This window comes from Rathayibacter sp. AY1B7 (genome assembly GCF_002932735.1).
Taxonomy (GTDB): Bacteria; Actinomycetota; Actinomycetes; order Actinomycetales; family Microbacteriaceae; genus Rathayibacter.
In genome coordinates this window covers 64,614-88,827 of sequence record NZ_PSWK01000006.1, presented here as the reverse complement: position 1 = coordinate 88,827, position 24,214 = coordinate 64,614, and the positions used below count along the sequence as shown (strand labels likewise).

Sequence of the window (24,214 nt, the reverse complement as noted above, 5' to 3'; positions counted from 1 at the left end):
ACGAGTGGCGCGGGACGAGAGGAAGGACGACTGCTACTTGACGCTGCCGACGGCGAGGCCCTCACGCAGCAGCCGGAACGACAGCACGTAGACGGCCAGCAGCGGCAGCGAGGAGATGACCGCGAGAGCCATCAGCCCGGGCCAGTCGATCCCGTACCCCGACGTCTGCTGCGCGATGAGAGCGCTGATCGGGTAGTTGACCGGAGAGAGGAAGAGGTTGATCGCGAAGAGGAACTCGCCCCAGGCGACGAGGAAGATCAGCGAGCCGACCGTCGCCATGCCGTTTCGAACGATCGGGACGACGACGGCGAAGAAGGTGCGCAGCCGACCGGCCCCGTCGATGGAGGCGGCCTCTTCGATGGCGTCGGGCACCGCGGCGAAGAACGGTCGCAGCAGCAGCACGGCCCACGGCAGCAACATCGCCGTATCGGCGAGGACGAGACCGGCGGTGGTGTCCAGAAGACCGAGCCTGCTGAAGATCGCGAACAGAGGGATGATGCTCGCCGTCTGCGGCACCATCTGCAGGAAGATCAGCAGCCCGAGGACGAGACCGGCGACGACGCCGTCGACGCGGCGCAGCGCGTAGGCGAACGGGACGCCGAGCGCGAGCACCAGTGCAGTGGTCCCGAGGGCGATCTGCGCCGACTGGGCGAGCGCCGTCGCGAGGGCGGGGTTCGCGAGCGCCTCCGCATAGGCGTCGAAGGAGGGCGCCGAGAGGATCGCTCCGCCGACCACGTCGCCCTGGCGCTTGAGGGAGGTGAGCACGATCCAGACAAGGGGCAGCCCGTACAGGACGTAGAGCACCACGCGTACGGTGAAGGCGACCGGCTCCCGGGTGCGGGACGGTCGCGCGACGCGGGTCGCAGCGCCGCCTCGCAGGCGGGTCAGGGGGGCGGTGAGGGTGCTCATCAGGACTCGCTCCTGGTCGATCGGACGTAGACGACGGCGAGGACCGCCACGATGGCGAGGGCGATGATGCCCGTCGCGGAACCAAGTCCGTAGTCGTGCTGGACGAAGGCCTGGGAGTAGCTGAGGTAGGGCAGCGTGGACGTCGCGTCTCCGGGGCCGCCGGCGGTCATCACGTAGATGAAGTCGAAGCTGCGGAAGGCGTAGACGACGGTCAGGATCGCCAGGATGACGGCGGTCGGCCGCGCCGCGGGGATGAGGATGCTCCGGATCTCCTGCCAGCGGCTCGCGCCGTCGACCGAGGCCGCCTCGAGGATCTCGGGGTCGATGCCCAGCAGAGCCGACCGGAAGACCAGCGCATTGAAGGGGATGACGGCCCAGGCGTTCACGATCGCGACCGAGAGCAGCGCGAACCTCGCGTCGTAGAGGAAGGGGACGCCCTCCGCCGAGAGGCCGGTCGCCCGCACGAGCGTGTTGACCAGACCCTGATCGGCGAGGAGGAACTTCCAGATGCTGCCGTTCACCACGGGCGGCATGGCCCAGATGAACACCATCATCCCCAGGAGGAAGGCACTGCCCAGCCGGGAGGAACGGAGGGCGATCGCCGCTCCGAGTCCTCCGACGACCCCGACGACCGTGACCAGGACCACGAAGGCCCCGGTGCGCAGCGTGGCGCCGCCGAGGTCGGAGCCCTGGAGCAGCGCGAGGAAGTTCTGCACTCCGACGAACGGCCAGTCCCCGTTGAGGGTTCCGGAGCTGACCTCGCTGACGCTCATCCTCATCAGCAGGTAGATGGGGTAGAGCGACAGCGCCGCGAGCAGCACTCCTCCCGGTGCGGCGAAGCCCAATCGGCCGCCGCCGACACCGGATCGTCTCCGGGTCGTGGTCGAGGTGCTGCTCACGGTCGCTCCGTTCGTCGGTGGTGAGGGACTACTGCGCGAGCAGCGGGGTGAGGGTGGTCATCAGATCGCTCGAGAGCTGTTCGGGTGACCCGTTGCCCGCCACGGCGGCACTCCACGATTCACCGACCGTCTGCAGGACCTTCGCGACGTTCTCCGAGGGGATCGCGGGGTCGGGGGAGGTGTGACCGTTGTCCTGCAGGATCGTCGCGAACTGCGAGAGGACCGGATCGCTCCCGACCTTCTCGTCCGCGGCGGCGTCCGCTCGCGACGGAATGGATCCGAATGCGTCGAGCAGCGTCAGCTGGCCCTTCTTCGAGAAGAACTCCTGCTCGAGGTACTCCTGCGCGAGCTCCTTGTTCTTGGAGAACGCGCCGACGTTCTGCACCTCGCCGCCGAGATACACGGAGCCCTTGTCGCCGACCGGGATCGGGACGACGCCGTACTCGAAGGATGCGTCCTTCTTCGCGGAGGCGATCTGCCAGTTGCCGTTCACCGCGAAGGCCGTGTTGCCGGCCTCGAACTGCTGGAAGGGGACCGTCTGGTCCCAGGTCGCCGCTTCCTTGGTGAGGTACCCCTTCGCGGTCCAGTCCTGGACCATCCCGAAGGCGTCCTCGAGGGGCTCCTGCTCGGGGGTCGTGTAGTCCCAGCCTGCCCGCGAGAGCCACGGGAACGCCTGCCACTCGCCCTCGGAGTTCGCCTTGCCGGTCAGGGTGATCCCGTCCTTGCCGGCTGCCTTCGCGAGGGCCAGGTCGGCCTCGAGCTCGTCGAAGGTGGTCGGGGGCTGCACGCCGAGCTCGGTGAGGATGTCCTGGTTGTACCAGAGGCCGATCAGGTTCACGAAGCCCTGCACGCCCATGACGTCGTCGCCGACCTTCTGGACGACGGCGTCGGGGAACTGGCCGGCGTCGGCGTACTCGTTCCACCAGTCGTTCATCGGCTCGATCGCCTTCGCCTCGGTGAGCGTGTAGGTGTCGGCCGCGTTGTAGACGACCACGTCCGGACCCGTCCCGGTTCCGGCAGCCTGCACGAGCTTGTTCGTCAGCTGATCGAACGGGACGTAGACGTTCTCGACCTGCACGCCGTCGTGAGTCGACTCGAAGTCCGACGCGAGGTCGTCGAGGCCGGCCGTCTGTCCGTCCACGGAGTAGTAGTGCCAGACCGTCAGGGTGTCGCCGCCGTTCCCGGCCGAGGCGCCTCCTGCGGACGACGGCGTGCAACCGCTGAGGAGAAGGGCCGCAGTGGCGGCTGTGACCGCTGCGACAATGCTGATCCGGGTGCTGTGACGCCTCACGACGTGCCTCGCTTTCACTGTCTTCATTGACTCGGCCACCTGGTGCCAGGCATTTCATCGATGAAATCGAGGACCGCTGTCGGCGATAGTAGAGCCGCCGGGCCACCTCCGTCAATATCCGCGATTCACCCGGTCATGTCGCGGTGCGCTGGTCGAGGCGTGCATACTGTGCGCACCAGTTCATCGATGAAACGGAACGGCCATGACCTCGCACCCCGTCCACCGAGCGCACGGCATCGTGCACCCCGCCTTCACGGTCGGGACGATCGATTCGCGGCTCTTCGGATCGTTCGTGGAGCACCTGGGCCGAGGCGTCTACGGCGGCTTGCTCGATCCTTCGCACGAGAGCGCCGACGCCGACGGATTCCGCACCGACGTCCTCGCGCTCGTCGAGGAGCTCGGAGTCACGACCGTCCGCTACCCGGGCGGCAACTTCGTCTCGGCGTACGACTGGCGCGACGGCATCGGTCCGGTCGAGAATCGTCCCGTCCGGCTCGATCCGGCCTGGCACACCGTCGAGCCGAATCGCTTCGGGATCGACGAGTTCGTCCGCTGGTGCCGGGCGGCGCGCGTCGAGCCGATGATGGCGCTGAATCTCGGGACCGACGGAATCCGCTCGGCCCTGCACCTGCTGGAGTACGCGAACCACCCCGGCGGCACGACGCTCTCGGACGAGCGGCGCGCGAACGGCGCCGACGAGGCGCACGACATCCGGCTCTGGTGTATCGGCAACGAGATGGACGGGCCGTGGCAGATCGGCCATCTCAGCGCCGGCGAGTACGGGCGTCTCGCCGCCCGCACCGCCGCCGCCATGCGCGCACTCGACCCCGACCTCGAACTGATCGTCTGCGGCAGCTCGAACGACCGGATGGCCACCTTCGGAGCCTGGGAGCAGGAGGTGCTGCTGCACACGGTCGAGCACGTCGACTTCGTCTCGTGCCACCAGTACTTCCGCTACGACGGCGACCTCTCCGCGTTCCTCGCCTCCGGCGTCGCCATGGACCGCTTCATCACCGCCATCGCCGACACGATCGGACAGGTCCGAGCACAGAGGCGATCAGAGCGTCCGATCGCCATCTCCTTCGACGAGTGGAACGTGTGGGACTTCGTCGCACACGATGAACGAGTCGCCGGAGGGCTCGAATGGGAGGAGGCGCCCCGACTCCTCGAGGACCGCTACACGGCAGCGGACGCCGTCGTCGTGGGCGACATGCTCATCAGCATGATCAACAGAGCCGACATCGTCCGGGCAGCGAGCATGGCTCAGCTGGTGAACGTCATCGGTCCGATCATGACCGAGCCGGACGGCCCCGCCTGGCGGCAGAGCACCTTCTGGCCGTTCGCCCAGGCACGGCGCTCCGCCGGCGCCACCGCGCTCCGGACCGTCGTCGAGGCGGACAGCACGGGAGCGGACGATGACTCCGCTCCCGTCCTCGCCTTCGCCGCAGCGGCGCACGCCGACGGCTCGCTCGACCTGATGATCGTCAACCGCGCGACCGACGGCGTCACGGACACCACGGTCGACCTCACGTCGTTCCCCACCCTCACGGTGACAGATGCACTGATCCTCCGACACGAGGACCCCTTCGCGACGAACTCGGCGGAGCTCCCCGACACCGTCACTCCGCGGCCCCTCGCCGTAGCGCTGACCGACGGCGTCCTCTCGCTCCGGATCCCCGCCATCGCCTGGGTGACCGTGCGCCTCTCGCCGACCGTCGACCTGGGATGATCGGGGAACGCTCATGGGAGGGATGATGCCGATGCCGCGATCGCGAACCCGCCCGGTGACCATGGCCGATGTCGGCGCTGCTGCAGGCGTCACCGCTCGCACGGTCTCCAACGTGCTCAGCGGCAACGCCAACGTCAGACCCGAGACCCGCGATCTCGTCCTCAAGGCAGTCCGCGATCTCGGATACCAACTCAACGTCTCCGCGCGCGGACTGCGCACCGGCCAGACCGGGCTCATCACCCTCGCGATCCCGGATCTCGCGATCGAGTACTTCGGCCAGCTCGCGACGGTCATCATGTCGGAGGCCGAGCGGCACAGCTGGACCGTGATCATCCAGCAGACCGGAGCGCGCCGAGACGCCGAGATCGCCGTCCTCTCCGGCTCCAGCCGCCAGCTGTCGGACGGACTGATCTTCCAGCCCCACGCACTCGGCCCCGGAGACGAGAAAGTACTCGTCGGGGACCGCCCACTCGTTCTCCTGGGCGACAGGATCTTCGACGGCCCGGTCGATCACGTGACCATGGCGAACACAGCCGCCGCGGCCACCGCCACGCAGTACCTGATCGACCGCCAACACCGGCGCATCGCCGCGATCGGCAGCAACCCCGCCGGCGGATCCGTCAGCGCCGCAGCACTCCGCTTGGACGGATACCGCGGTGCCCTCGAGGCGAACGCGATCCCGTTCGACCCCGCCCTCGTCGCGGTCGCCACCGAGTGGCACCACGCCGACGGCGCCGTCGCGATGACGCAGCTGCTCGACTCCCGCGTCCCTCTGGACGCCGTCTTCTGCTTCAACGACACCCTGGCCTTCGGGGCACTGCACGCACTGCACGTTCGCGGCATCCGCGTACCGGAGGACATCGCCGTCGTCGGCTTCGACAACGTCACCGCCGCCGCCTACGCGATACCCGCCCTCACCACGATCGATCCCGGCAGCCGCCAGATCGCCAAGACGGCCGTCGACCTCCTCGCTCAGCGCATCCGGAACGGCCCTCCGGCGCACCCGAGCGAGATCGTCGTCGAGCACTCGCTCATCTCCCGCCGCAGCGCGTAGCACAAGCACATTCGTCAGCGACGAGCCGGTCCGCGCCCGAGAACACGTCTGGCTTTGATCGCTGCGACCTTCTCCTTCGTGCCCTCGTACCAGGGCACGGTGCGCAGCAGCGCGGCGCGGGAGCCAGTAGAGAGCATCACGGCGCGGCCGCGGGGCATCGCTCCGAGCTCGTCCACGGTCAGGATCCGTTCGCGCTTCAAGGCGGTCGAGGTCGAGCGGACGCCCTTGTTATAGCTGGCGGAGGTCGTTTCGCGGTCGTAGTCACCGACGAGCTCGGAGACGTTTTGGAGGAAGTCGTTCTCCTTGACGCTGCCGAGGTAGAGGAACGCGTTCGATGCGCTCCACAGCTTCAACATGCCCTCCTTTCCCCGTGCCGCTCATCCAGGCGTCGATCCTCCCGCCCGACGGCAGGCGCGCCTAGCCGCGAAGCCCGCGCCTCTGCGGGACGGAGGCGCAGTCGTCCCCGCGGCGGGACGGCGCCCGTCACTCCTGTGGTGGAAGCGTGCCCGTCACTCCTGCGCGCCCGTCACTCCTGCGCGCCCGTCACTCCTGCTCAGCCGCCGCGAGGGCGCGGTCGAGCCAGTCCGCGAGCAGCAGGCGCTCCGCGGGCGTGAGGCCGACGAGCTCCGGTGCGAGGGCCCGGACGCCGACGAGGGCGGTGAGCCGCCCGCCGTCGCCGGGGGAGGGCGGGTCGGCGAGGATCCCCGCGAGCACGCTGTCGAGCGCGGCGTCGGCGAGACCGGGGTCGCGGTCGGCGGCGGGGGTGGAGAGCAGGGTGGTGACCACGCCGGTGCCCGCCGCCTGGATGAGGCCGACGGCGCGCTCCTCCGGCACGCGGAGGCGGCCCTCGGCGGCCACTCGCTGCACGCGCGCGGCGAGGACCCGCCGCCCGGAGAGGGCGGCCGGCGATCCGGAGGCGCGGCCCGGATCGCTGAGGAGGCGGAAGAGCGCGGGGTTGGCCAGGCCGAACTCCACCTGCGCGGCCCAGCCCGAGCGCAGGTCCTCGACCGGGTCGACGCCCCCGGCGACGGCCGCTTCGACCGTCCGCGCCTTGGAGTCGACCCAGGTGGCCAGCACGTGCTCCGCGACCGCCTCGAGCAGGCCGTCCTTGTCGCCGAAGAGGCGGTAGATCGCCGGGGCCTGCAGCCCGGCCGCCTGGGCGACCGCTCGCGTGGTGACGGCGGCGGGGCCCTCGTCGCGGAGGAGGCCGGCGGCCGCCTCGACGATGCGCAGGCGCGTGTCGGTCGGAGGAGTGGGGCTGGTCACGTATCGACGGTAGCGCACGGTTGCTATCAAGGGAATTCCGTAGTTATCCTCGTCGTGGTATCGCTGATACCCCTCATCGGAAGGCTCTCCCCATGATCATCGTGACCGGTGCCACCGGCGCTCTGAACGGCGCCACCGTCGACCACCTCCTCGACTCCGTCCCCGCCTCCGGGATCGCCGTCGTCGCCCGCGACGCCTCGAAGGCCGCCCGCTTCGCGGAGCGCGGAGTGGAGGTGCGCGTCGGCGACTACGCCGACCCCGCCTCCCTCCCGGCCGCCTTCGACGGAGCGGATCAGCTGCTCCTCGTCTCCTCGAGCGACCCGCGGGCCGACGCCGTCGCCCTGCACCGCACCGCCGTCGAGGCGGCCGTCGCGGCCGGAGTCGGACGGGTCCTCTACACGAGCCACCAGGGCGCCGCCGCCGACACCCCCTTCGGCCCGGGCCGGGACCACGCGGCGACCGAGCGCCTGCTCGCCGAGTCCGGACTCGCCTGGACGTCGCTCCGCAACGGCTTCTACGCGCACAGCCTGGGTCTGTTCCTCGGACCGTGGCGGGAGACCGGAGTGATCGAGGTCCCCTCCGACGGCCGCGTCTCGTGGACGGCCCGCGAGGACGAGTCGGAGGCGGCCGCCCGGCTCCTCCTCTCGGGGAGCCCGCAGGACGGGCCGGTCACGCTGACCGCGACGGAGGCTCCGACGTTCGAGGAGATCGCCGGGATCGCGGCCGAGGTCGGCGGGCGGCCCGTCGAGCTGCGCGTCCTCGGCGATGACGAGTGGGTCGCCGCGCGCGTCGCGGCAGGTCAGCCCGAGTTCCTCGTGCGCTTCACCCTCGGGATGCACCGGGCGGCCGAGCGCGGCTTCTTCGCGGGCACCGGCCCCGAGCTCGGGCGCCTCCTCGGACGCGAGCCGCGCAGCGTCCGCGACCTGCTCGAAGCCGGATAGGCAGCCGTCGCCGGATGACGCCGGGCGGGCCGCCCCGGGCCCGCCCGCGTGACGAGGCGCCGCGCCGTCCGTCGAAGCGCGGCCGAGGCGGCGGCGTCTCGGCGTCAGGGCGGTTTCCCGGCTCCCCCCGCACGACGCCGGGAGCCCGCCGCACCGGTGAGGTGCGACGGGCTCCCGGGGAGTGCCGTGCGTCAGCCGCAGCTGCGCGCGCTGTAGGGCGCGGTGGCCGTGGCCGTGACGGTCTTGCCGCCGACCGTGGCCGTGCCGGTGACCGTCGCCTCGCCCGCGGCGAGCTGCGTCGAGCGCACCGTGAACGCGGCGGAGCCGGAGGCGCCGGGCTTCACGCCGGCGATCGTCTTCATGCCCTCGGGGGTGCTGATCGAGACGTCCATGGGCACCGTGTCTCCGTTCTTGCCGACGACCGTCAGCACGACCTTGCCGGCGACGCAGCGCGACGTGGCGGTCGCGCTCACCTTCAGCGAGGACTGCACGGTGACCGTGACCTGCACAGGCATGCGCGACGCGTCCTGCGCGACGCCCGAGACCGTGAAGGTCCCGGCCGTGGCGTAGGCGGCGGGCGCGACGGCGTCCCAGGCCACGTCGACCGTGCTGGTGGTGCCGGCGGCGGTCGTGATCGTGGCGCGGGGCAGGGCCGGCGCGGTGCCGACCGTGGTCGTCGCGGTCAGCGGAGCGACCGAGGCGACGGCCAGGCCGGGGGCGTAGCCCTCGAGCACCTTCTGGTACTCGGAGCGCGTCACCGGGATGACCGTGCCGTGGCGCGGCTTGCCGCCGTCGGCGTTCTGCGGCAGGCCCGTGCGGAGCTTCGCTCCGAGCGGCTGCCAGGAGTCGCCGTTCGCGAGGTCGTCGGTGCCGAACGGGATGTAGTGGTTCGGCCCGTCGTGGTAGTTCGGCTGGTCGATGAAGAGGAACCAGTCGAGGCCGTTCACGTCGCCCTCGTTGGCGGGGAAGACGTTGGGGCCCTCGCCGCTGGTGAAGGTCTTCCCGGGCTCGCCGTTGGGCAGGCCCGAGGCCACCTTCTCCTTGACCAGCGACCACTCGTCCGCCGGTCCGCCGGTGCCGGGCAGTGAGCCCGAGACGGTGGCCAGCAGGTCCGTGCTCTTCTCCTCGCGGAGGGTCATCGACGCCTCGTCCTTGGTGAAGCGGTAGTAGGTGTCGCCGTCCTTCGCGACCGTCGAGTCGATGGTGCCCTTGCCGGCGCCGCGCTTGACGTCGATCCACGGCTTCGCCTCCGAGAAGGAGGTGAAGTCCTCGGTCGTCGCGTACATCATCTGGTTGTAGGTGACGGAGGCGCGATCGGCCGTGTTCGTGGTCGGGTACATGTTCGAGGCCCAGAAGACGACGTAGGTCTGGAGCTCGTCATCCCAGTACGCCTCGGGGGCCCAGGTGTTGCCGGCGAAGTCGGTGGAGACCTTGACGTGGCGCTGGGCGGACCAGTTCACCAGGTCGGTCGACTCCCAGACCTCGATGTACTTCGAGCCCGACTTCTGCGCGGTGTCGAAGCCGCCGGGGAGCCCGTCGATCTTCAGGTCGGTGGCGAGCATGAAGAACTTGTCGCCCTCGTGCGAGCGGATGATGAACGGGTCGCGCAGGCCCATCGTCCCCAGGTTCGAGGTGAAGACCGGCTTGCCGCCGTTCAGCGTGTTCCAGCTCAGCGCGTCGTTGCCCTTCGAGGCGGCGAGGCTGATGCGCTCGGCGCCGTCGCCCTCTCCGGTGAAGAACGCCCAGACGTACGCCTCGGTGTCGTCGGTGCCGGCGGGGAGCGGCTGCACCCGGAGGGTGAAGTCGCGGGTCCGGGTGGTGGATCCGCTGGTCGCGGTCGCGCGGACGACCACGTCGATCGCGGGGCTCCCGGTCGCGGGGCGGTCGACGTCGATGGTGCGGGTGCCGGCGGCGCTGCCGTCGCGGACGGTCGCTCCGCTCGGGCTGACGACGCTCCAGGCGATGCTCGAGCCGAGCGTGCCGGTGGTGGGCACCGAGACGTTCGTCCGGATGTCGCCGACGTTCGGGATGGCGATCGCGGCGAGGTCGCGCTGGACCTTCGTCGCGTCGTCCAGCTGCGCGGCGACGCGCACCGCGTAGTCGACCGAGCGGGTCTCGGTGCCGACCCTGTAGGTGGCGGTGAGGGTGGCGGTGGCGTCCGGCTGCCCCGCGGCGGGGCGCGTGACGGTCGCGGTGCCGCCGGTGATGGCCACGGCCGCGCTGTTCGACGTCCAGGTGATGCCGACGCCGCTGGCGGTGGTGGGCACCGTGAAGCCGGCGGTCGCCTCCGTGGGCACCGTGACCGACGCGACGGCGCGGTCGAGGGCCTGCGAGGAGTAGAGCGCCTGCACGGAGCTGCTGCTGAGGGCGCTGTCGTAGACGGCGAAGTCGTCCATCTCGCCGTTCCAGCCCGGGTCGTTGTAGGTCGAGCGCGCGATGTACGCGACGAGCGACGGGCCGAACGAGGAGACGTCGCGGGCGATCGTGCTCTGCGAGATCTGCGCGCCGTTGACGTACACGGTGAGCTTGCCGGTCGAGCCGTCGATGACGGTCGTGTAGAGCGAGAGGCCCGAGGGGGTGCGCGCGCCGACGGTCGGGGTGCCCGTCGCTCCGGCTCCGACCTCGGTGTTGTAGGGAGCGCCCGCGTTGACCGAGTTGGTGACGACCGACTTGGTGTAGCCGGAGAGGTTGCTCGGGTTGAGCAGCCAGTAGCCGGAGGAGAACGAGGCGCCGGAGGCGACGGGCGCTCCGACGAACGCGGCGGCGACGTTGCCGGTCCCGCCCTTGTGGGCGAGCCAGGTCGAGAAGGTCAGGTCCTTCTTGCCGACGAGGCCGGCGGTGGGGATCTCGAGGTAGGGGGCGGCCGCGGCGGATCCGCCGGGGAGGCTGATGAGCCCGTTGCGGAACTGGGCCCCGGAGCCGCGCAGCGTCGCGCTGTAGCCGTTGCCGCTGGTGTCGGCGACCGTGGTGCCGGTGGGGGCGGTGTCGAACGTGTAGTGGAGGAGCGGGGTCTCGGTGGCTCCGAAGGCGGAGCTGGGGACCGTGGCGCCGAGCAGCGCCGTGGCGGCGACGGTCGCGACCGCCAGAGCGGTCCTCACCGCCGATCGTGATCGTCTCATGCAGATAGGCCCTCGTGATCGGGTGCGGCGTCGAGGCACGATCCGCAGGGCCGCGGAGGTGTGCGTCTTCGCACGGGATGTGAAAGTGAACATCCTAGATCGCGGTACCGGATCCTGACCAGACCCCGGGAGAGGTCTGCGGGCTCGTGCAGAACGCCCGCCGAGAGCGCGATCCCTCGCCCGCCGACGCACGGGCCCTCCTCTCCGCCGACGTTCTGCAGGAGCCGGCCGGGTGGCACGATGTCCGCATGGCCTCCGACCGCCCCGTCCTGCTCGTCGTCGACGTCGCCGACGGCGGCCGCGAGGATCCCGAGTTCGAGATCGAGCTGCAGCTGCTGACCGCGAGCGTCGTCACGGCCGCCACCGCCGCGGGCTTCGTGGTCGACCGCGTCCCTGCCGAGCAGGCCGGCGCCGCCGAGCTCGAGCGCCGGCTCGCCGCCGCCGACGCCGTCGTGGTCACCGGAGGGGAGGACGTCGACCCGTCCCTCTACGGCGGCCGGCCCGACGACCCGCACCGAGGCCAGTCCTTCCCCGCGGCCGACCGCGCGCAGATCGCGCTCGTCCGCCGTGCCGTCGAGACGCGGACCCCGCTGGTCGGGATCTGCCGCGGGATGCAGCTGGTCAACGTCGCCCTCGGCGGCGACCTCGTGCAGCACCTGCCCGGCGCGGGTCACGTCGGCCGGTCGGTCCCCGGCGAGCACCTGTCGGGGATGGTCGACCACCGCGTGGTGCTCGAGCCGGGCAGCGCCCTCGCCGGCATCCTCGGCGCCGCGGAGCTCGACGTCCGCAGCTCCCACCACCAGGCCGTCGACCGTCCGGGCGAGGGCCTCGTCGTGGTCGGCCGCGCCGACGACGGCACCGTCGAGGCCCTCGGGCACGAGTCCGCGCCGCTCTGGTGCGTGCAGTGGCACCCGGAGGACGCGGGCTCGCGAGGCACCGTGCTCACGGACCTGCTCGAGGCGGCGCTCGCCGCGACCGCTACTTGATCGACCCGCGCATCACTCCGCTGACCACCCAGCGCTGCGCGAAGAGGTACACGATCAGCAGCGGCGCCATCGCCATCAGGTAGGACGCGAAGGCGACGGTGTAGTTCGTGTTGAACTGCCCCTGGAAGACGTACTCGGCCAGCGGCAGGGTGCGGGCGGACGGGTCCGAGAGCACCACGAGCGGCAGGATGAAGTCGTTCCACGCCCACACGCAGGTCAGGATCCCGACGGTCGCGTTCATCGGGCCGAGCAGCGGGAAGATCACCTGCCAGTAGGTCCGCCAGGTCGAGGCGCCGTCGGTGCGCGCCGCCTCCTCGAGCTCGATGGGGATCGAGCGGATGAAGGCGGTGTAGATGAACGTGTTGATCGAGAGCCCGAACACGGCGTAGAGCAGGATCAGCCCGGCCTGGTTGTCCAGGCCCAGCAGGGCCGTCTCCTTCACCACCGGCAGCATGATGATCGGGAACGGCACGAAGACCGCGGCGAGCAGGTAGAAGTAGACGCCCTTGAAGAACGGCCTGTGCATGTTCCGGGCGACCGCGTAGGCGACCATCGAGTTCGAGAACAGCGTCAGCACGACGGCTCCGACCGTGATCAGCGCGGTGTTCACGAAGGCCTGCGGGAAGCGGGTCGCCGTCCACGCCTCGGCGAAGTTGCCCCACGAGATCGAGGTCGGCAGCTCGAACCCGGTGCCGCCGAGCTGGTCGGGCGTCTTCAGCGCGGTCACGACGGCGAAGTAGAGCGGCAGGAGGATCGTCAGCGAGCAGACCGCGATGAGCGCGGTCGCCCACCAGTTGATCCGGTAGGTGTCGCGGGAGGGCCGGCGCCGCCCCTCGGGCTCGCCGAGGGCGATGGCGGTCGTGGGGGTGATGGTCGATGTCATCAGAACGACGCCTCTCTGCGGCTGAGGACTCGGAACTGGATCAGCGAGACCACGATGATGATGAGGAAGTAGAGGACGGCGTTGGCCGTCTGATAGGCGTACTCGCCGCCCTGGAAGCCGCCGCGGTAGATCAGCAGCGTGATCGACTCCGTCGAGGTGCCGGGACCGCCGTTGGTGAGGGCGATGATGTGGTCGAACACCTGGAGGAAGTTCTTCATCGAGATGACCATGTTGATCGTGAAGAAGGAGGCGATCAGCGGGAACGTGATCGAGGTGAACTGCCGCCACCTCCCCGCTCCGTCGAGCGAGGTCGCCTCGTAGAGCTCGCCCGGGATGGTCTGGAGTCCGGCGAGGTAGATGATGATCGAGAAGGCCGAGGCCTGCCAGACCGCCAGCACCACGATCGCCACCCACGCCCAGTCGGCGTTCGCGAGGATGTTCTCGCCGATCACCGGGATCGCGCCGAGGATCTGCGGCAGCGAGTTCGCGAAGAGGTACTGGAACACGTAGCCGATGACCAGGGTCGAGAGCACGTAGGGGATGAAGTAGATCCCGCGGAACGCCGTCTGGAACTTGATCCGCGCGTTGAGGGCGACGGCGATGGCGAGCGAGATCACGTTCACGAGCACGGTCGCCACGATCGCGAAGCCGAAGGTGTCCCGTAGGCCTTCCAGACGCGGTCGTCCTGGAGGAGCGCGAGGTAGTTCGAGGCGCCGATCAGGTCCCAGGAGCCGTAGCCCGCGTAATCCGTGAAGCTGAAGAATATTCCGGTGAGGACCGGGACCGTGTGGAGCACGAAGAAGAGCAGGACGGCGGGGACCGTCATCCAGTAGAAGGTCTTCGAGGTGCGCCCGATGGTGCGCTTGCGGCGCGCGGGCGGCGGAGGAGTGGTCGCCACCGCCTGCGCGGCGGCCGTCGTGGTCGTGGTCATGGGGTCACTTCCTGGTCGTGCGTGCCGCGACTTTGCGCCACTCACTGTCGAGGGTCCGGAGCGCCGCGTCGGCGTCCCCGCTGGCGAGGAACGCCTGGAGCGTGGGGTTGAGCGGGATGCTCGCGGGGATCTGGTGGTCGACGAAGCCGATCAGCCGTCCCTGCTCGAAGTAGGGCTGCAGCTCGGCCAGCGTGGGGTCCGAGTTGGGTGCGGCGCCGACCAGCGGTGAGAAGGCGGCCTGGCTCGCGACGTAGGGCTCGACGACTCCGGGGGTCAGCAGGAAGTCGACGAAGCGGCGGGCCGCGTCGAGCTTCGGAGTGCCGCGGCCGATGGCGACGGCCACGTCGACGCCCGAGGTGACCCGCGTGTCCGCCGGGTCGTCGAGCACCGGGTAGGGGAAGACGCCGAGGTCGATGTCCGGGTTGTTCGTGCGCACCGGGTTGATCGCCCAGATGCCCTGCGGGTACATGGCCGCCTCACCCGCGGCGAAGGCCTGGTTGCCGTCGTCGTAGCCGCGGCCGAACGAGCCCTCCTGCGTGTACGAGAAGAGCTGCCCGAGCCGCTCCATCGTCGTCGCGTAGTCCTTCGAGAACGAGACGGGGGAGTCGGGGCCGAGCGCCGCTCCCTCCTCGCGCATCGCGTCGAAGAAGCCGTCCGGTTGCAGCTGCCCGCCGAGCGCGTTGAAGGCGGGGGCGCCGGTCCAGTTGTCGAGCAGGGCGCCGTAGAAGGGAGTGATCCCGGCGGCGGTGAGCGTCTCGCAGACGGCGATCAGCTCGTCCCAGGTGGTCGGCACCTCGATCCCGTTCTCGGCGAAGATCGTGCGGTTGTAGAGGATCCCGTCCGCGTTGTTCGCGAAGGCGAGCGCGTTCACCTCCTTCCCCTCGAAGCTGCCGAGGGCGGCGAGGATGTCGAGGGCCGCCGGGTTCACCCGCTCGACCAGCTCGTCGCCGGTGAAGTCGTGGAACACGCCGGCCTTCGCGAGGTCGGCGTAGTAGCCGCTGCCGTTCAGGGTCAGCACGTCCGGCACCTTGTCCTTGACGAGCAGAGTGCGGATGGCCGTGTCGGGGTCGGGCACGTTGTTGGCGATGACCCGGATGTCCGGGTTGGCCGCCTCGAACTCGCGGATGATCCGCGCGAAGTCCTCCACCGCCTCCGCCTTGAACTGGAAGAAGTCGAGCGTGGTCACTCCGTCGCCGGCGCCGGAGGAGGCGCAGGAGGCGAGGGCGGCGGCGGACGCCGCGGCGAGCGGCACCGAGAGGAACAGCCGCCGGGAGAACCCGGGGGGATGCGGATGAGCGGACATGCGGCGCCTCCTTGCGCGTGGGGACAGGTCTCAGGGCGCGCTCGACCGCGGAGGGCGGTGCGAGAGCAGGTGCGGCGGCCGTGGAGCGGGTCGGCTCCGGAGCCGGGAGGGCGGGTCAGAGGGCGATGAGCACGAGCACGACGAGCTGCTCCGGATCGAGGACGGGGGCCTGGAGCCCGACGGTGCCCAGCACACGGCCGCGGAGCGCGGTCCCGTGCTCGGCCCAGCCGAGCGGCGACTGCCCGGGGCCGCCGAGCGGCGACGTGACCGGGGCGAGCGCCACGGAGTAGGTGCGCTCCGGGTCCAGGCCCGGGAGCGTGATCCGTCCGGGCGGGTAGGTCTCGCCGGTGCGCAGCTGGGTGAAGGTGAAGAGGGCGGCGGAGCGGTCGGCGGCGACGACTCCGGAGAGCGAGGCGGCGTCGTCGGCGAGGTCGGCGCGCACGACCGTCCCGGTGTGCAGCAGCGCCCGGTGCTCGCGGTGGAAGGCGACCCAGGCGGTCAGCTCCTCCTCGACGGCGGGGGCGAGATCCGAGACGTCCCACTCGATGCCGAGGTGGCCGGGCAGCGCGGTGCCGGCGCGGAAGGCGAGCGAGTGGGTGCGCTGCGTCGAGTGCGACCGCGGCCCTCCGATGTGCTGCCCCATCAGCTCGGGCGGCACCACCAGCTGGGTGAAGGGCTGGATGGTCTGCCGCTCGAGCGGGTCGATGCAGTCGCTCGTCCAGATGCGGTCGGTGCGGGCGAGGATCCCGAGGTCGACGCGGGCGCCCCCGGAGGCGCACGACTCGATCTCGACGCCGGGATGCCGGGACCGCAGCTCGTCGAGCAGGCGGTAGAGCGCGAGGACGTTCTCGTGGACGGCGGAGCGGCCGGTGGCGGGCGAGACCGCCTCGATGACGTCGCGGTTGTGGTCCCACTTGAGGTACGCGATCGGGTACTCGATCAGCAGCGCGTCGAGGGCGTCGAGCACGTGCTCGAACGCGCCGCGCTGCGAGAGGTCGAGGACCTGCTGCTGCCGCCCCGAGGCCGGGAGGTGGCCGGCCGGGCCGAGGATCCACTCCGGGTGCGCGCGGGCCAGGTCGGAGTCGGGGCTGATCATCTCGGGCTCCACCCAGAGGCCGAACTGCATGCCCAGGCCGGTGACGACGTCCGTCAGCGGAGTGAGGCCCTCCGGCCAGACCGAAGGGTCGACGGTCCAGTCGCCGAGCGCCGCGGTGTCGTCGCGGCGGCCGAGGAACCAGCCGTCGTCGAGCACGAAGCGCTCGACCCCGATCCGCGCGGCCCGCTCGGCGAGGGCGGTGAGGCGAGCGAGGTCGTGGTCGAAGTAGACGGCCTCCCAGGTGTTGAGGGTGACGGGCCGCGGAGCGACGGGGTGCTGCGGGCGGGCGCGGAGCGACGCGTGGAACCGGGCCTGCAGAGCGCTGAGCCCGTCCCCCCAGGAGCCGTAGGCGACCGGCGTCTCGTAGCTCTCGCCCTGCGCGAGCTCGATCTCGGCGGGCCGCAGCAGCTCGCCGGCCGCGAGGAGCGAGACGCCCTCGACGGTGCGCTCGGCGCGGAGCGAGCTGTCGCCGCTCCAGCCGAGGTGGACGCCGTGCACGAGCCCGCGCTCCCAGCCGAAGCCGGGCGTGCCCGCGGCGAGGAGGAGGGTCGCGTCGGCGCCGGGGCGTCCGCGGCGGGTGCGGCGGGTGTGCTCGCCGATGGTCAGCGGGCGGCGCTGCGGGTGGCGCTCGCGGAGGTGGTGCCCGGTGGTGTCGAGGATCTCGCGCGCGGTCGCGGGGAGCGGGAAGCCGAGCTCGAAGCGCTCGAGGCGGAACGGGCGGGCGTCGAGGTTCTTGACCCGGGCGCGCTGGGTGAGCAGGCCGGCCGCGTCGACCTCGAGGTCCACGGTCAGGCGCACGCCCGCGCCGGTGGCGACGGTCCGGAGGGCGGAGCCGAGCGCCTCGATGCTCTCGACCTCGAACCGCTCCGACGCGGCCGCGCGCTCGTGGGTGCCCTCGAAGGTGGGGGCGTGCTGCCAGCCGTCGGCCTCGACGGCGACGAGCCCGAACGGCGCGAAGGCGTCGAGCCCGCCCGAGACGCGCTGGGGGAGGGCGGCGTCTGCCAGGGCGGATAGTTCGGCGGCGGAAAGATCTCCGAGCGCGGCGCCCCAGTGCACGATCGTGGGGAAGCTGACGAGGCGGGCGTCGACGACGACGCTGGTGCCCCCGTCCTGCAAGTGGAAGAGGCGCGATTCCCGGCCGGAGAGGGTCACGGAGTCGTTCGTGGGGGCGATGCTGCGGTGCATGGCTTATTTCTAGAGTAGAAGTAATAGGGGTGTCAAGAGCGGCAGGAGTGGCCGGATCCGTTCCTGGTTCGGCGCAGTGCCGGTAGCTTTCTACCAGGCCGGAAAGAAGGAGCCCCGTGACCGACACCATCGTCGCCGAGGACGCCTCCGGGAGCTCCTCCGAGCTCCTGGCGCGCGAGGTCCTGATCCACGGTCCCGTCTCGCGGGCCGAGCTCGGCCGCCGCCTCGGCCTCTCGCCCGCCAGCCTGACCCGGCTCGCGCGCCCGTTCCTCGACGGCGGCCTGGTCGTCGAGGGCCCCGAGCAGAGCACCGGAGTCGGCCGCCCCGCCCGACCGCTCGACATCCGCGCCGACGCGCTGAGCTTCGCGGGCGTGAAGATCACCGGCACCGAGGTCCTCGCCGTCCGCACCGACCTGCGCGCGCGGACCGAGCGGGAGCTGGTCCGCCCGCTGCCGGGCACGGAGCCCGCCGACGTGATCGCCGCGATCGTCTCGGTCGTCGACGAGCTCGGCGGCCCCTCCGCCTTCGCCGGCCTGGGCGTGACGCTCGGCGGGAGCATCGCCGCCGACGGCCGGGTGAGCCGCGCGCCGTTCCTCGGCTGGCGCGACGTCGACCTCGCCGCTCCGCTCTCCGCCGCCCTCGGGCTGCCGGTCGCCCTCGAGAACGACGTGGTCGCGCTCACGGGCGCCGAGCACTGGTTCGGGCGAGGCCGCGGCATCCCGCACTTCGCGGTGCTCACCGTCGGCGCGGGCGTGGGCTACGGACTGGTGGTGCACGACCGGGTGGTCGCGCCCCCGGAGGCGGGGCTCGGCCTGGGCGGCCACTACCCGCTGGATCCCACCGGCCCCGTCTGCGAGGCCGGCCACCGCGGCTGCTCGACCGCGATGCTCAGCCTGCCCTCGCTCCTCCGCCAGCTCTTCGTCGCCACCGGCCGCGAGCTGACCCTGGCCGAGGGCTTCGCCGCCGCTCGCGCGGGCGACCCCGGTGCCGAGCGCATCCTCGCCGACTCCGGCACGGCGCTCGGGACGATGATCGCCGCGATCGGCAACCTCTCGATGTCCGGCACGGTGATCCTGGCCGGGGAGGGCGTCGCCCTCTACACGGAGCAGGCCGCGGTGGTGGACGCCGCGATCGCGGCCACGCGCGACCCGGACGCTCCGCCCCTGGCGCTGCTCGTCGACGACGGCGGGCTGGTGGAGTGGGCGCGCGGCGCGGCGGCCGTCGCGATCCAGCGGCTGCTGCCGCGGATCGCGCTCGGGACGCTGGGGTAGCGGGGCGCGGGCGCTCGGGGTGCCGGGCTGGCGGGTCTCCGCGCCCAGTGGGCCGTCGGCACGCTCGCCCCGGCGGATCTCAGCGCCGCGCGGAGGCTCGGGATGTCGGCCCGGCGGGCGTCCGCTCCGGGCGGGTGCCGGGACGCCGGCCTCGCGGGCTAGGCGCCGAGCGCCGAGCCGGGCAGGTCGGTCTGCAGGCCGTCGACGATCCGGCCGAACGCCGCGATCGCCTGGTCGTCGCCGAGACGACCGGAGTCGACTCCTCCGGCGATGCGCAGGACCTCGGCCCGGCGCTCCGCCCTCTCCACCGCGTCGAGCCCGGAGGCCCCGATCGCTGCGGATGCGCGCACTCGCGCGACGATCGTGCCGACGTGCCATCTGCCGCGTGCCATCTGTCTCCTCCTGAAATCTCCGCCTCTCTTCGGAGCGGACGCACACCCGAATGGGTGCGCGTCCCCGCGTCCTCACCCCCGTCGCTCCGGCGATGCGTCACGAACGGTCGTCATCCGGCCGCCGTGGCGACCGTTCGTGACGCATCGATCGAGCTGGGGAGGCGGAGCGCCCGCTCGCGGAGAGGGGTCCGGGGCGCCAGACTGACGGCGAGCGGAGGGAGGCACGATGCGACGCCTCCGCGCCCTCGCCGCCGCGCTGCTCCTCCTGCCCGCCCTCGCGGCCTGCGCGCCGGCAGGCGCGACAGGCGCCCCGAGTGGCACCGCGGCGGCCACCGCGGCTGCGACCACCGCCACCCCGGCTCAGGCCGCCCCCGACCCGGCCCGCTCCTCCGCCCCGTCCGCCCCGGCTCCCGGGGTCACCGTCTCTGTCCAGCAGAACCGCTCCGACATCGCCGGCGGCACCATGGTCTTCGAGGTATCCAACGGCAGCGGCGCCCCGATCGAGGTCACCGCGGCCCGCCTCGTGGACCCGCGCCTCGCCGTCCCGCTCACCTGGACCGGCGGCACTGGCGTCCCCGACGGGACCTCGCGCGACCTCCGCGTCGACGTGCCCGAGCCCGCCTGCCCGGTCGCGGAGGCGCCCACTGCGCTCGAGGTCGTCCTCGCCATCGACGGCCACGGCGAGCACGCGTACCCCGCCGACGACCCGTTCTCGTTCGTCGACGCTCTCGCCCGGTCCGGATGCTTCGCCCGCACCGTCGACGCCGACCTCGCCCTGCGGATCGACACGTCCGGAGGCGCCGCGCACGAGCCGGCGCGCCTCACCATCACCGCCGACGTCCGGGGCACCCCACTCGTGCTCCGCAGCGTCGACGCCACGATCCTGCTGCAGCCGCCCGACGCCGCCGACGCCTGGACCCTCGACCGCTCCGTGCCCGCCGGAACCCTCGACTCCGTGGTCCTGGACGCCGTCCCCACCCGCTGCGACACCCACGCGCTCGCCGAGGACAAGGTCGGCACCCGCCTGCCGATGACCGTCGAGACCGCGGGCCGGCAGGGCACCGTCGTCGTCGCCGCGACCCCCGAGCAGAAGGGCGAGCTCTACGCGTTCATCACCGCGTACTGCGCGTCCTGAGCAGGGAGGCGGGGGGCCGGGGGTGCGGACGTCCCCGCAGACGCGCCTCGCCGTGCACCTCGGCCGTCGCTCGCCGCCGCTCGCTCGCATCGGCAGGTTGCGCCGTCGGCCGCGCCGAGTCCCGCCCGTCGTGGGACGAGCCCGGCCTACCCCGCCCGGCGGCTCGGCTCAGCCCGGCCCGCTCGACTCAGCTCAGCCCGGTTCAGCCAGCGCCCCGCTCCGCTGTGCGCGCCCCAGCCGCGCCTGCCCGCTTCACGCCGGCGCCGTGCTCAGCGCCTGCAGCCCCGTCACCCGCAGCAGGTCGAGCCGCGCCTCGTCCTCGCTGCCCGGCGCCACCGTGTAGACGACGATCCGCAGGTCGGTGCCCGGAGCCGTGAGCACGTCGCAGTCGATCGTGATCGGTCCGACGGGCGTCCGCGTCACCGTCTTCCGGCTCGCGCGGTGCTCGGCGATGCGCGCCTCCGCCCAGCGCCGCTCGAACTCGGGCGACTCCTCGCGCAGCCGGGCGACGAGGGCGGCGAGCGCCGGATCGCGCGGGTAGCGTCCGGTCGCCGCGCGCAGGTCGGCCGCGAGGTCGCTCGCGAAGTCCTCCTCGTGCTGCGCGTCGAACTCGGTGCCGGCGTGGCCGGAGGTGAAGTGCCGCCAGACGAGGTTCCGCTCCAGCCCGGTGTACACCGAGGGGTCGCCGTTGAGGGCGGCCCAGAGCGGGTTCCACAGCAGGATGTCGTGGGCCGCCGTGAACACCGCGAGCGGCACGTCGCCCAGGCGGTCGACGATCCGCTGCACGCCCGGGCTCACGTGCTGCGGCACGACGCCCGGCGAGGGGACGGCGGCGCCGGCGACCCGGTAGAGGTGGTCGCGCTCGCTGTCCGTGAGCCGGAGCGCGACCGCGAGCGAGCGGAGCATCGACGGCGAGGGGTTCCGCGCGCGTCCCTGCTCGAGCCGCACCAGGTAGTCGACGCTCACGCCCGAGAGCGCCGCCAGCTCCTCGCGGCGCAGGCCCGTGGCTCGGCGGCCCGAGCCCGCGGGCAGGCCGACGTCGGCGGGACGGATGCGGTCGCGCCACGAGCGCAGCACCGTGGCGAACTCCTCCATGCCGCCCATCCTCCTCCGCCCGCCGTCGCCGAGCCAGGTACTGCCGGTCCCCCCGTCGAGCGCGGCCTGGTCGAGGCCCGACCACCCGCGCAGGATGGGCGCATGACCACGACACTCATCACCGGAGCGAACCGCTCCCTCGGCCTCGAGACCGCCCGCCGACTCCTCGAGGCGGGCCACACCGTCTACGCCGGCATGCGCGACACCGCCGACGGCGACGCCGCCCGCGCGCTCGGCGCCCACCCCGTGCGCCTCGACGTCACCGATCAGGCGAGCGTCGACTCCGCGATCGCCTCCCTGCCCGGGCTCGACGTGCTCGTCAACAACGCCGGCGTGCTCGGCACCTCGTTCGGCGTCGACGACCTCACCCCGGAGGCGATGGCGGGCGTCCTCGAGACGAACGTCGTCGGCATCGTCCGCCTCACGCAGGCCGCGCTCCCGCTGCTGCGGGCCTCCGCGGCCCCGGTCGTCGTGAACGTGGCGTCCGGAGTCGGCTGGCCGCGCTGGCTGAGCACCGAGGGCCACGACGAGTTCCCCGTCACCGCGATCCCCTACGCGGCGTCGAAGGCGGCGGTCGTCGCGCTCACCGTGCAGTACGCGAAGAACCTGCCGGCGATGCGGATCAACGCGAGCGACCCCGGCTACACCGCGACCGACTTCAACGGGCACGGCGGGCACCAGACCGTCACCGAGGGCACGGACGCGACCGTCTCGCTCGCTCTGCTCGGCTCCGACGGGCCGACGGGCGAGTTCCACGACCGGCGCGGGCGCATCGAGTACTGAGCGGCGGGGAGGGCGGGCGCGGCCGGGGGGAGGCGGCCGGACACCGGCCCGGACCCGGCGGGCGTCCACGTGCCCGTTCGAGGAGCCGCAGCCCCGAGCCCGGCGTGCGCCCACGCGCCCGTTCGGGAAGGTCCCGGCCCGACCCGACGTGCGTCCGCGCACGCCCGAGACGCGGTGAGGTCCCCGAACCCGCCCTCGGCGCACCGGCCAGCACATGGTGATGAGGTGTCCTGTCTGCGCGGTCACCGGTCCTCGGTGCTGGGCTGTGAGTGACGGCCGGAGCCGGGACGCTGCCCACCGCGTGACAGAGGGCCGGATGAACCGCCGGCCCGACGGTGCGTGCTCGCTCCGGTGCGCCTACCGACTCACCGCGTCTCGTGTCAGCTCTGCAGCTCGACCCCCCAGTTCGTCCTCTGGACGTCGGCGTCGAGCCCGCGCAGCTCGCGCGCCACGGCGTCGGCCTGCTCGCGCAGCTCCCGCACCGGCAGCGCGGGCAGGCGGCGCAGCTCGCTCCGGAGCTGGCGGTAGCCGCGCTCGCCGGCGGCCGCGTCGGCCGCGCGGGTCAGGAGGCTGTGCCGGGCGCGCAGGGCCTCGCGCCGGGCGAGCGCCGCGGTCAGCACCTCGCCGGTGGGAGTGGTCGCCGTCGCGTTGGTGAGGTTGATCGCCGTGACCAGCCGCTCGAGCTCGCCCAGTGCGCGCGTGCAATCGGCGAGCAGCTCGGCCGGGTCCTCGGTCGGCTCCTCTCCCTCCTGGTAGGAGGCGTTCGCGACGATCCGCGACTGGAGGGCCTCGATCCGCTTCTGCAGGTCGGCCCGCTCGAGGAGTGCTTCGGCGAGAGTCATGCGACCAGGCAAGCACACATCGACGCGACCCGCGCCCCTAGGCTGCGACCGTGCCGCTGCAGAACCATCCCGGAGACGTCGAGTTCCCCGTCCGACCCCGGCTGCGCTACGCGCGGGCGGCCGATGCGCACCGGCGCGGGCAGGGCGCCGGACGCCGCGCCCTCCTGGTGACGGCCTTCGCGGCTCCGGTGGGCCTGGTCGGCTTCGCATGGGGGCTCGCGCTCGGCGGCGGCGAGAGCGTCGTCGCGTTCACGGCGTTCGCGTTCGCACTGGCCTTCGGGCTGCTCGCCGCCACGGTCGGCTTCCAGCAGTGGGATGCGCGCGCGCCGCGCCGCGAGCAGCTCGCCTACCTCGGCGCGGCCGACTCGCCGACCCCGTCCCTCCGCCAGCAGCAGCTGCTCGCGCTCGACGCGGTCAGCGACTTCTCGTTCGCCGGCTGGAACTCCTCCCTCGCGTTCCAGCCCTCCTGGGCCGAGCTCCCGGAGGAGCTGCGGCGCCGCTACGCCGACGGAGCGAAAGGAGCGCCCTGGCAGCAGCTGCCGCTGCATCCGCTCGTCGAGCACCGGGTCGCGCTCGACCGCGACTTCCGCATCGCCTCGGCCGACGACGTCGAGCTGCTGGTCGCCGACGTGCTCACCCGCGGGCCGCTCTCGACCCGTTTCGCCGAGGTCTCGGCCTCCGCCGACGCCGAGCGGATGCGCTCCCGAGTCGCCGCGCTCACGGGCGGCAGCGAGTTCCACCTCCTCGAGCTCGCCCAGGCGGTCGACGGGCGTCCGCCGCTGCTCCTGCTCGCGGGCGACGCCGAGCGCACGATCGGCGCGATCCGCTACGCCTACGTCGCCGGCTACCTCCCGGCGGCGCGGGCCTGGGAGCTGCTGGCCGCGGTCGGCGACCGCGTCTTCGAGCGCTACTCCGGCTGGGACGCCTACTGGGCCGACGCGGCCCTCGCGATCGCCTTCCGCACCGACTCCCTCGGCGCCGTGCAGCACCACCACCGTCTGCGCGCGGAGCTCGCGGCGTCGGGGTGGCCGGCGGCGTCGGTGCCGTACCCGGGCTGAGCGCGGGGCGGCTGCGGAGACGGTGCCTCCGAGCCGGAGCGTCCGG

22 protein-coding genes are annotated in these 24,214 nt (G+C 72.3%); 8 read left to right on the top strand and 14 right to left on the bottom strand.

The annotated features are described in order from the left end of the window. Positions 1–33: 33 nt before the first annotated feature. From C5C95_RS05215 to C5C95_RS05205, 3 genes are read right to left on the bottom strand one after another with little or no spacing between them, the layout of a single operon-like run. Positions 34–909, bottom strand: coding sequence for a carbohydrate ABC transporter permease (locus C5C95_RS05215; protein WP_104224039.1), 876 nt, complete (start codon positions 907–909; stop codon positions 34–36). After that, positions 909–1,808: a carbohydrate ABC transporter permease gene (locus tag C5C95_RS05210; RefSeq protein ID WP_104247247.1), complete on the bottom strand. Its 900-nt coding sequence runs from the start codon at positions 1,806–1,808 to the stop codon at positions 909–911. The genes C5C95_RS05215 and C5C95_RS05210 overlap by 1 nt, the downstream gene beginning before the upstream one ends. Positions 1,809–1,836: 28 nt before the next feature. Next, positions 1,837–3,099 carry an extracellular solute-binding protein gene (locus C5C95_RS05205; protein WP_181074959.1) on the bottom strand — a complete coding sequence of 421 codons (1,263 nt, stop codon included), beginning with the start codon at positions 3,097–3,099 and terminating at the stop codon, positions 1,837–1,839. 202 nt (positions 3,100–3,301) lie between these two features. Between C5C95_RS05205 and C5C95_RS05200 the strand changes: the two genes are divergently transcribed. Together C5C95_RS05200 and C5C95_RS05195 are read left to right on the top strand one after the other, a co-directional pair. Continuing rightward, positions 3,302–4,828: an alpha-N-arabinofuranosidase gene (locus C5C95_RS05200; RefSeq protein ID WP_104323956.1), complete on the top strand. Its 1,527-nt coding sequence runs from the start codon at positions 3,302–3,304 to the stop codon at positions 4,826–4,828. A 31-nt stretch (positions 4,829–4,859) separates the two neighbouring features. Continuing rightward, positions 4,860–5,882, top strand: coding sequence for a LacI family DNA-binding transcriptional regulator (locus C5C95_RS05195; RefSeq protein WP_104257515.1), 1,023 nt, complete (start codon positions 4,860–4,862; stop codon positions 5,880–5,882). Positions 5,883–5,896: 14 nt separating this feature from the next. On the opposite strand, the gene C5C95_RS05190 is transcribed toward C5C95_RS05195, so the two are convergent. Both C5C95_RS05190 and C5C95_RS05185 read right to left on the bottom strand, forming a co-directional pair. Then, positions 5,897–6,238: a TraM recognition domain-containing protein gene (locus C5C95_RS05190; RefSeq protein ID WP_104287999.1), complete on the bottom strand. Its 342-nt coding sequence runs from the start codon at positions 6,236–6,238 to the stop codon at positions 5,897–5,899. Positions 6,239–6,425: 187 nt separating this feature from the next. After that, positions 6,426–7,148: a TetR/AcrR family transcriptional regulator gene (locus C5C95_RS05185; protein WP_104273706.1), complete on the bottom strand. Its 723-nt coding sequence runs from the start codon at positions 7,146–7,148 to the stop codon at positions 6,426–6,428. Positions 7,149–7,240: 92 nt separating this feature from the next. On the opposite strand from C5C95_RS05185, the gene C5C95_RS05180 reads away from it, so the two are divergent. After that, positions 7,241–8,089, top strand: coding sequence for an NAD(P)H-binding protein (locus tag C5C95_RS05180; RefSeq protein WP_104323955.1), 849 nt, complete (start codon positions 7,241–7,243; stop codon positions 8,087–8,089). Positions 8,090–8,280: 191 nt separating this feature from the next. Here the strand turns inward: C5C95_RS05180 and C5C95_RS05175 are convergent, their stop codons facing one another. Next, positions 8,281–11,187, bottom strand: coding sequence for an immunoglobulin-like domain-containing protein (locus tag C5C95_RS05175; protein ID WP_181125567.1), 2,907 nt, complete (start codon positions 11,185–11,187; stop codon positions 8,281–8,283). A 269-nt stretch (positions 11,188–11,456) separates the two neighbouring features. On the opposite strand from C5C95_RS05175, the gene C5C95_RS05170 reads away from it, so the two are divergent. Next, positions 11,457–12,194 carry a gamma-glutamyl-gamma-aminobutyrate hydrolase family protein gene (locus C5C95_RS05170; protein WP_146087050.1) on the top strand — a complete coding sequence of 246 codons (738 nt, stop codon included), beginning with the start codon at positions 11,457–11,459 and terminating at the stop codon, positions 12,192–12,194. Here C5C95_RS05170 and C5C95_RS05165 read toward each other — a convergent pair. The 5 genes from C5C95_RS05165 to C5C95_RS05150 form a co-directional block, all read right to left on the bottom strand. Then, the gene (locus C5C95_RS05165; protein ID WP_347877594.1) at positions 12,187–13,077 is read right to left on the bottom strand and encodes a carbohydrate ABC transporter permease; all 891 of its coding nucleotides are present in this window, start codon (positions 13,075–13,077) and stop codon (positions 12,187–12,189) included. The genes C5C95_RS05170 and C5C95_RS05165 overlap by 8 nt on opposite strands. After that, positions 13,077–13,715, bottom strand: coding sequence for a carbohydrate ABC transporter permease (locus C5C95_RS05160; RefSeq protein ID WP_258072626.1), 639 nt, complete (start codon positions 13,713–13,715; stop codon positions 13,077–13,079). The genes C5C95_RS05165 and C5C95_RS05160 overlap by 1 nt, the downstream gene beginning before the upstream one ends. Beyond that, the gene (locus C5C95_RS17795; protein ID WP_258072625.1) at positions 13,697–14,008 is read right to left on the bottom strand and encodes a hypothetical protein; all 312 of its coding nucleotides are present in this window, start codon (positions 14,006–14,008) and stop codon (positions 13,697–13,699) included. The genes C5C95_RS05160 and C5C95_RS17795 overlap by 19 nt, the downstream gene beginning before the upstream one ends. Positions 14,009–14,012: 4 nt before the next feature. Next, positions 14,013–15,311 (bottom strand): ABC transporter substrate-binding protein, encoded by a 1,299-nt coding sequence (locus C5C95_RS05155; RefSeq protein ID WP_104257458.1) that lies wholly within the window; start codon positions 15,309–15,311, stop codon positions 14,013–14,015. A gap of 115 nt (positions 15,312–15,426) precedes the next feature. Continuing rightward, a complete protein-coding gene (locus C5C95_RS05150; RefSeq protein ID WP_104323952.1) occupies positions 15,427–17,592 on the bottom strand; it encodes an alpha-galactosidase in 2,166 nt (721 codons plus the stop codon). A 116-nt stretch (positions 17,593–17,708) separates the two neighbouring features. Between C5C95_RS05150 and C5C95_RS05145 the strand changes: the two genes are divergently transcribed. Continuing rightward, complete coding sequence (locus C5C95_RS05145) at positions 17,709–18,863, top strand: ROK family transcriptional regulator (protein WP_104239577.1); 1,155 nt, start codon at positions 17,709–17,711, stop codon at positions 18,861–18,863. Positions 18,864–19,021: 158 nt separating this feature from the next. Here the strand turns inward: C5C95_RS05145 and C5C95_RS05140 are convergent, their stop codons facing one another. After that, positions 19,022–19,255, bottom strand: a complete 234-nt coding sequence (locus C5C95_RS05140) for a hypothetical protein (RefSeq protein WP_104287992.1) — start codon at positions 19,253–19,255, stop codon at positions 19,022–19,024. Positions 19,256–19,481: 226 nt separating this feature from the next. Between C5C95_RS05140 and C5C95_RS05135 the strand changes: the two genes are divergently transcribed. Further along, the gene (locus tag C5C95_RS05135; protein WP_104323951.1) at positions 19,482–20,390 is read left to right on the top strand and encodes a hypothetical protein; all 909 of its coding nucleotides are present in this window, start codon (positions 19,482–19,484) and stop codon (positions 20,388–20,390) included. A gap of 252 nt (positions 20,391–20,642) precedes the next feature. On the opposite strand, the gene C5C95_RS05130 is transcribed toward C5C95_RS05135, so the two are convergent. After that, entirely contained in the window at positions 20,643–21,485 is an 843-nt protein-coding gene (locus C5C95_RS05130; protein ID WP_104248302.1) for a helix-turn-helix transcriptional regulator, read from the bottom strand. Positions 21,486–21,587: 102 nt separating this feature from the next. Here C5C95_RS05130 and C5C95_RS05125 point away from each other — a divergent pair, with 102 nt between their 5' ends. Beyond that, on the top strand, positions 21,588–22,268 hold the full coding sequence (locus tag C5C95_RS05125; protein ID WP_104323950.1) for an SDR family NAD(P)-dependent oxidoreductase: 681 nt from the start codon (positions 21,588–21,590) through the stop codon (positions 22,266–22,268). Between the two features lie 380 nt (positions 22,269–22,648). Here the strand turns inward: C5C95_RS05125 and C5C95_RS05120 are convergent, their stop codons facing one another. After that, positions 22,649–23,110, bottom strand: a complete 462-nt coding sequence (locus tag C5C95_RS05120; RefSeq protein WP_104224023.1) for a DIP1984 family protein — start codon at positions 23,108–23,110, stop codon at positions 22,649–22,651. 50 nt (positions 23,111–23,160) lie between these two features. On the opposite strand from C5C95_RS05120, the gene C5C95_RS05115 reads away from it, so the two are divergent. Further along, the gene (locus tag C5C95_RS05115; RefSeq protein ID WP_104224022.1) at positions 23,161–24,168 is read left to right on the top strand and encodes a DUF1266 domain-containing protein; all 1,008 of its coding nucleotides are present in this window, start codon (positions 23,161–23,163) and stop codon (positions 24,166–24,168) included. Positions 24,169–24,214: the final 46 nt, after the last annotated feature.